This window comes from Kitasatospora sp. NPDC057542, from assembly GCF_042801945.1.
GTDB lineage: Bacteria > Actinomycetota > Actinomycetes > Streptomycetales > Streptomycetaceae > Kitasatospora.
The window spans coordinates 1-7,068 of the sequence record NZ_JBHVFE010000464.1 but is presented as its reverse complement, the minus strand read 5'-3'; the positions used below and the strand labels follow the sequence as shown (position 1 = coordinate 7,068).

The window sequence follows — 7,068 nt, the reverse complement described above, 5'->3', positions numbered from 1 at the left end:
TGGGCCTGCCGGGCGGCTAGCTGGGGGGGGCCGAGCCGGACCCGGGGGGGGCGCAAGTCGGGCGCACCGCCGAGGCCGGCCCGGTAGTCGGCGGCGGCCTCGGCGGGGCACTCGGCCCGTTCGTGCACCAGGGCGAGGCCGAACCGGGCCGGGGCGAAGTCGGGTTGGACGGTCAGGGCGGCGGCGAACTGCTCCCGGGCCGGCTCGTCGGCTCCGAGCAGCAGGGCGAGCCGGCCGAGGGCGTAGCGGGGGCGGGGGTCGGTCGGGCTCGCCACGACGGCGGCCGCGAGGTCGGCCCAGGCCTCCTCGGTGGCGCCGAGGCGCTGGCGGGCCAGGCCGCGGAAGAGCAGGCCGTCGGTGCGCAGGGCCTGGCCGCGCCCCCACGGGGAGGGCTCGCCGGGGCCGCGGCGCAGCGCCTCGTCGAAGGCGGTGACGGCGGGTTCGTCGCGGTGCAGGGCGTACAGCTGGGCGCCCCAGCGGAACCACAGTTCGCTGCTGCCGGCCGGGGCCGCGGCGGCGAGCAGGGCCTCGGCCTCGGCGGCCCGGGCGGTGGCACGCAGCAGGGCGGCGCGGGCGAGCACGGGCCAGTCCCGGCCGGGCAGGGCGGCGAGGGCGCGGGCGGTGACGTGCTCGCGCTGGTCGAGGGCGCCCTCCCGGCAGTGGTACTGCAGCCAGTCGACGGTGCGGGCGGCGGCCTCGGCCTCCTCGCCGGGCTCGGCGCCGGCGGCGGTGGCCTGGAGGAAGGCGAGCAGCGGGCCGAGGTCGCCGTCGGGGGCCTGCATCCGTTCCTCGGCGAGGCGGCGCAGGCTCCACCGGGGCAGTTGCCGGGACGGGTCGGCGAGCAGCGGGTAGGCCTCGCGGTGCAGGGCGAGGGTGGCCTGCTGGTCGCCGGTGGGGACGGTGGCCTCGGCCTGGCCGAGCAGGGCGAGGCCGCGCTGCGGGCGCAGTTCCTCGGGCCCGTCGGCGAGTTCGCGGGCCAGCCGGGCGTAGCGGCGGCGGGCCTGGGCGGCCCGGCCGGCGGCGAGCCGCTCGGCGGCCGCGGCCAGTGCCTTCGCCACCGTCGCGGCGTCCAGGGCCCGTCTGCGGCGGGCCAGCACGACGGCGGCCGCACCGGTCAGCGCCACCACGACCAGCAGCACCGCTAACAGCACCATGCACCGTCCCCCTGCGTTCGGAAACCGCCCGCTCCATGATCAACTCGCTGCGGGCGATCATGAGTTGACGTCGTGTCGTGATGTTGATCGAACGCCATCAGAATAGGCCCTCGACCGGACAGACGAACAGGAAAGAGCACTATCCTGGGCATCACATCAGCAGCAGCACGGCAGCACATCAACAGCGGTCAGAAGCGTCGGGGGTCGTGTGTCCGAGTCGCGTTGGGTGCCCGGGCTCCGGTTCGGGCCGGAGTTCGACCCCGAGCAGTACGAGCTCCTGGAGTTCCACCACCGGGGCGGCGAGGCCGAGGTGTGGCGGGCGGTTCGCACCGGACACAACGGGCGCAAGGAGCTGGTCGCCGCGAAGATCATGCTGGAGCGCGACCCGACCGAGGTGCGGCGCTGGCTCGGCCGCTGGGACGACGTCTCGCACAATGCGCACCGCCTCGGCGTCACCGACCTGGTGGTGCCCAGCTTCCTGCTCGGCCCCTCCCCGCACCGGCCCGGCACCCCGCCTGGCGGCACGCTGCTGGCCTACCAGATCTCACCCTGGGTCGAAGGTGCGTCGCTGCACACGTGGGCGCGCGGCCAGCGCGGTGGCCCGTCGGCGGTGGCCGAGGTGCTGACCCGGCTCTGCCGGATCGTCGACGAGCTGCACCGCAAGCGCTGGGTGCATCGCGACATCTCCCCCGCCAACGTCATGGTGGACGGCCAGGGGCAGGTCAAGCTGATCGACCTGACCTTCCTCGCCCCGCTGGACCACACCCTGACCGTCGCGGTGTTCACCCCCGGGCACGTCCCGCCGGAGGCCGAGCAGGTGGGCGGCTTCCCGACCACCGCCAAGGACCTGTTCGCGGTCGGCACCCTCGCCCGCACCCTGCTGCTGCCCGACCACGGCCGCCTGGACCACCGGCTGGCCGCCGAGCAGGCCCGCGCCGAACTGCTGGCGGCGGGCTACAGCGAGGAGTTGGCGCGCTGGGCCTGCGAGCCGCTGGCCCGCGACCCGGACCGCCGCCCCTCCCCGCTCGGCCCGTGGGCCGAGCGGGGCCGTGAACTGCTGCGCGTCCACCGGCCGGTGGCCCGCACCGCGGGCCTGGCCGTGCTGCCCGACCCGGCCGGGCGGCCGCTGGTGGTCACCGGCGGCGCGGACGGCGCCGCACTGGCCGGGCCGGGCCGGCTCGGCCGAAGGCTCCCGGCAGGCCAGGGCCCGTCCGCTGTACGGGAGTTGGCGGCCGGATGGGCCGGGATCCAGGAGGAGCTGGTGGTCTGGGCCGAGGACCGCGGCGGCACCCTGTGGGCCGGTACGGCGGCCGGCTGGTGGGAGGCGGCGCGCGGGGTCAACGGCCTGGCGGGCGCGGTCGGTTCGGCCGGGGAGATGACGGTCTGGACGGCCGCCGGCGGTGCACTGCGCTCGTACCGCTGGGCGCCCGGCCGTACCCTCACCGGCCAGGAGCACCCCGGCTGCCCGGCCGACCGGGTGCTCGCCGCCGAGGAGGAGCGGCCCGGCGCCTGGCTGCTGCTGGTGGAGCACCGCGAGCGAGTGCTGAGCTGGCGGCCCGGCGCCGCCGGACCGCCCGTCCCGGTCGGCCCGGCCGGCCCGCTGCGCGCCGGGGCGCTGGCCCGTACCTCCGCAGGGCCGCAGGCAGCCACGCTGCGGCCGGACGGCTCGGCCCAGCTGCACACCCTCGGCGCGGCCGGGGCGGGAACCGAGATCGGCGACGGCGAGCCCTCGCTCGGCATCGCCATGGTGGGCCACCGCGGCGGCCCGACCATCGCGCTGGCCGGCGCGGGCGGCGTACGGCTGCGGCTGCCGGCCGGCGGCGCCTCCCGCCGGCCGCGCTGGTGGCGGCCCACGCTGCGCCCGGCCACCCGGGTCGCGCTGGCCATGGGCGACGACTGGCGGCTGTGTCTGGCGGCGGTGGTGGAGGGCGAGTTGCAGGTCTGGCAGGAGGACGCGGCGTACCGCTGGCAGGCGGTGGAGCTGCCGGAGGGGGCGTGATCCGCCGGCGGAAGTCGGCGGCGGCGGACGCGCCGGGGCCCCGGAACCCTGGCGGGGCTCCGGGGCCTCGGCCCGGCGGTGGAGAGTGGCTCGGTTCTTCGGCCGGGGGTTCGGCACCGGCGGCTCAGCGGAAGCGGCGCAGCCGGAGGCTGTTGCCGACCACGAAGACCGAGGAGAAGGCCATCGCGGCCCCCGCGATCATCGGGTTGAGGAGGCCGGCCGCGGCCAGCGGGAGGGCGGCCACGTTGTAGCCGAAGGCCCAGAACAGGTTGCTCTTGATGGTGCCCAGGGTCTTGCGGGAGAGCCGGATGGCGTCCGCCGCGGCCAGCAGGTCGCCGCGGACCAGGGTCAGGTCGCCGGCCTCGATGGCGGCGTCGGTGCCGGTGCCCATCGCCAGGCCCAGGTCGGCCTGGGCGAGCGCGGCCGCGTCGTTGACGCCGTCGCCGACCATCGCCACGACCCTGCCCTCGGCCTGCAGCCGCTTGACGGTGTCGACCTTGTCCTGCGGCATGACCTCGGCGATCACGTGCTCCGGCCCGATGCCCACCTCGGCCGCCACGGCCTCGGCGACCAGCCGGTTGTCACCGGTCAGCAGCACTGGGGTCAGACCCAGTGCGCGCAGCCTGCCGACGGCCTCGGCGCTGGTCGGCTTGACCGCGTCGGCGACCTCCAGCACGGCCCGGGCCTCACCGTCCCAGCCGACCGCGATCGCGGTGCGGCCGGCCGCCTCGGCGGTGCGCTTGGCCTCGGCCAGCGCCTCGGGCAGGTACTGCGACCACTCGTTCAGCAGGGCCTCCCGGCCGGCCACCACGGCGTGGCCGTCCACCACGCCCTGGACGCCCAGGCCCGGGACGTTCTCGAAGCCCTCGACGGCGGGCAGCTCGCCGGCCTTGGCGGCGGCGTTGGCGATCGCCCGGGCGATCGGGTGCTCGGAGGCGTGCTCCAGGGCTCCGGCCAGGCGCAGCGCCTCGGCCTGGTCCACGCCCTCGGCGGCGTGCACCGCGAGCAGGGTCATCTGGCCGGTGGTGACGGTGCCGGTCTTGTCCAGGACGATGGTGTCGACCTTGCGGGTGGATTCCAGGACCTCCGGGCCCTTGATCAGGACGCCCAGCTGCGCGCCGCGGCCGGTGCCGACCAGCAGCGCGGTCGGGGTGGCCAGGCCGAGGGCGCACGGGCAGGCGATGATCAGCACGGCCACTGCTGCCGTGAACGCGGCGGTCCAGCCCTCGCCGGTGCCCAGCCAGTAGCCGAGGGTGGCCACCGCCAGGGTGATCACGATCGGGACGAAGACCGCGGAGATCCGGTCCGCGAGGCGCTGCGCGGCGGCCTTGCCGTTCTGCGCGTCCTCGACCAGCTTGGCCATCCGGGAGAGCTGGGTGTCGGCGCCGACCCGGGTGGCCTCGACCACCAGGCGTCCGCCCGCGTTGACGGTGGCGCCGGTGGCGTTGTCGCCGACCCCGACCTCGACGGGGACGGACTCGCCGGTGAGCATCGAGGCGTCCACCGCCGAGGCGCCCTCCACCACCACGCCGTCGGTGGCGATCTTCTCGCCCGGCCGGACCACGAAGCGGTCGCCCACCGCGAGGTCGGCGATCGGTATGCGCACCTCGGCTCCGCCGCGCAGCACCGTCACGTCCTTGGCGCCCAGTTCCAGCAGCGCCTTGAGGGCGGCCCCGGCGGTGCGCTTGGAGCGCGCCTCGAAGTAGCGGCCGGCCAGGATGAAGGCGGTGACGCCGGCCGCCGCCTCCAGGTAGATGTTGGACGAGCCGTCGCTGCGGGCGATGGTGAACTCGAAGCCGTGCCGCATGCCCGGCATCCCGGCGTCGCCGAAGAACAGCGCCCACAGCGACCAGAGGAACGCGGCGGCGGTGCCGAGCGAGACCAGGGTGTCCATGGTCGCGGCGCCGTGCCGGGCGTTGGTGAACGCGGCCCGGTGGAACGGCCAGGCGGCGTAGGTGACGACCGGGGCGGCGAGGGTCAGCGACAGCCACTGCCAGTTGTCGAACTGGAGGGCCGGCACCATCGCCATCGCGATGACCGGCAGCGCGAGCGCCACCGCGGTGAACAGCCTCTGGCGCAGCGGGGCCAGTTCGTCGGCCGGCTCGGCCTGCCCGGCGTCCGCGCCCTCGATGACCGGGGGCTTGGGCAGCGCGGCGGTGTAGCCGGTGGCCTCGACGGTGGCGATCAGGTCGGCGACCTCGACGCCGCCCTCGAAGGAGACCTTCGCCTTCTCGGTGGCGTAGTTGACGCTGGCCGTGACCCCGTCCATCCGGTTGAGCTTCTTCTCGATGCGGGCCGCGCACGAGGCGCACGTCATTCCGCCGATCGAGAGTTCCACCTCCGCGGAGGCGGGTGCCTGCGTAGTCATCGTCGCTCCTCGTGACAGTCGTCGTGCGGTACGTTCGGCGGCCGGGCCGTCATACCCAGGAGGGGTACCTGGCGGCGCCGGGTTCATTTATACCCCCGAGGGGTATCGACCGCAAGGCTTCACCGATACCCCTGGCAGGTATTTTTCGGGACGGCGATCCGCTTGACTTGATACCCCCATGGGGTATTGACTCAAGGGCATCGAGCTGCGGGGCGCGCAGTCCCGCCGACCACTCCCCGCACTCCCGCCGGAATCCTGAGGAGGGCCCCATGGCCGGCTACCACAACGACAAGGACCAGCTCCTGCGCCGACTGCGCCGCGTCGAGGGCCAGATCCGCGGCCTCCAGCGCATGGTCGACACCGACACCTACTGCATCGACACGCTGACCCAGGTCTCGGCCGCCACCAAGGCCCTCCAGTCCGTCGCACTGCACCTGCTCGACTCCCACCTCGCCCACTGCGTCCACGACGCCATCGCGGCCGGCGGCGCCGAGGCGGACGCCAAGGTCGCCGAGGCCTCGCAGGCCATCGCCCGGCTCATGCGGGCCTGAGCGCCCGCCCCGTTCGCTCCGCTTCCGTCCCGCGCCACGAGGAGAACCCCGTCATGAACACCCCGCTGCGCATCACCGCCTTCGCCGCCGGACTCGCCGCCGCCTTCGGCCTCGCCCTCGGCGTCGGCCACGCCACCGGCAGCGGCCCCTCGCCCAGGCCCGCCACCGCCGGGCACGCCGGGCACGGCGAGGAGTCCACGGCCGGCGCCACCGCCGCGCACCTGCCCGGCGGGCTCCAGGTCTCCGAGCGCGGCTACACGCTCAGCGTCGAGAACCCCTTCGTGACCGCCGGCTCCCCCACCGACCTGCGCTTCCGCATCCTCGGCACGGACGGCAAGCCCGTCACCGCCTACCAGCAGCAGCACGAGAAGGAGCTGCACCTGATCGTCGCCCCACGCGACCTGTCGACCTTCCAGCACCTGCATCCGGCACTGTCCGCCGACGGCACCTGGAGCGCCCCGACCGCCGTCCCCGCCGCCGGGGAGTACCGGGTCTTCGCGGACTTCACCCCCGCCGGCGCCACCGAGGGCCTCACCCTCGGCGCCGACCTGCACGCCGCGGGCGACCTGCGGCCCGCCCCGCTGCCGGAGACCGGACGGACCGTCACCGTCGACGGCTACACCGTCACCCTGGGCGGCGACCTCACGCCCGGGCGCAGCGGCCGGCTCACCCTGAGCGTCAGCAAGGACGGCAAGCCCGTCACCGACCTCCAGCCCTACCTCGGCGCATACGGCCACCTGGTCGCACTGCGCGCCGGCGACCTCGCCTACCTGCACGTCCACCCGGACACCACCGCCCCGGGTCCGGAGATCGGCTTCACCACCACCGCCCCGAGCACCGGCAGCTACCGCCTCTTCCTGGACTTCAAGCACCAGGGCACCGTCCGCACGGCGGCCTTCACCGTGACGGCCGACGGCACCGCCGCCCCCGCCCCCACCACCGAGGAGCCGGCCGGCGACCACCAGCACTGAGCAGCCACCCCGCACGGGCCGGGCG

4 protein-coding genes and 1 pseudogene are annotated in these 7,068 nt (G+C 75.6%); 3 read left to right on the top strand and 2 right to left on the bottom strand.

Going from position 1 to position 7,068, the window contains the following annotated elements:
* Positions 1–1,154: pseudogene (locus ACFU7Y_RS36580) on the bottom strand (hypothetical protein); the annotation flags it as partial.
* Positions 1,155–1,362: 208 nt separating this feature from the next.
* Between ACFU7Y_RS36580 and ACFU7Y_RS36575 the strand changes: the two are divergent.
* Positions 1,363–3,153, top strand: a complete 1,791-nt coding sequence (locus ACFU7Y_RS36575) for a serine/threonine protein kinase (RefSeq protein ID WP_380770937.1) — start codon at positions 1,363–1,365, stop codon at positions 3,151–3,153.
* Between the two features lie 124 nt (positions 3,154–3,277).
* On the opposite strand, the gene ACFU7Y_RS36570 is transcribed toward ACFU7Y_RS36575, so the two are convergent.
* Complete coding sequence (locus ACFU7Y_RS36570) at positions 3,278–5,521, bottom strand: heavy metal translocating P-type ATPase (protein ID WP_380770936.1); 2,244 nt, start codon at positions 5,519–5,521, stop codon at positions 3,278–3,280.
* Positions 5,522–5,706: 185 nt separating this feature from the next.
* On the opposite strand from ACFU7Y_RS36570, the gene ACFU7Y_RS36565 reads away from it, so the two are divergent.
* Both ACFU7Y_RS36565 and ACFU7Y_RS36560 read left to right on the top strand, forming a co-directional pair.
* Positions 5,707–6,072, top strand: a complete 366-nt coding sequence (locus tag ACFU7Y_RS36565) for a metal-sensitive transcriptional regulator (protein ID WP_380770938.1) — start codon at positions 5,707–5,709, stop codon at positions 6,070–6,072.
* Positions 6,073–6,125: 53 nt separating this feature from the next.
* Complete coding sequence (locus ACFU7Y_RS36560; RefSeq protein WP_224283024.1) at positions 6,126–7,043, top strand: hypothetical protein; 918 nt, start codon at positions 6,126–6,128, stop codon at positions 7,041–7,043.
* Positions 7,044–7,068 lie beyond the last annotated feature (25 nt).

Excerpts from the sequence above, each read along its gene's own strand:
- ACFU7Y_RS36570 (WP_380770936.1), bottom strand. The coding sequence starts at position 5,521 with ATGACTACGCAGGCACCCGCCTCCGCGGAGGTGGAACTCTCGATCGGC.
- ACFU7Y_RS36560 (WP_224283024.1), top strand. The coding sequence starts at position 6,126 with ATGAACACCCCGCTGCGCATCACCGCCTTCGCCGCCGGACTCGCCGCC.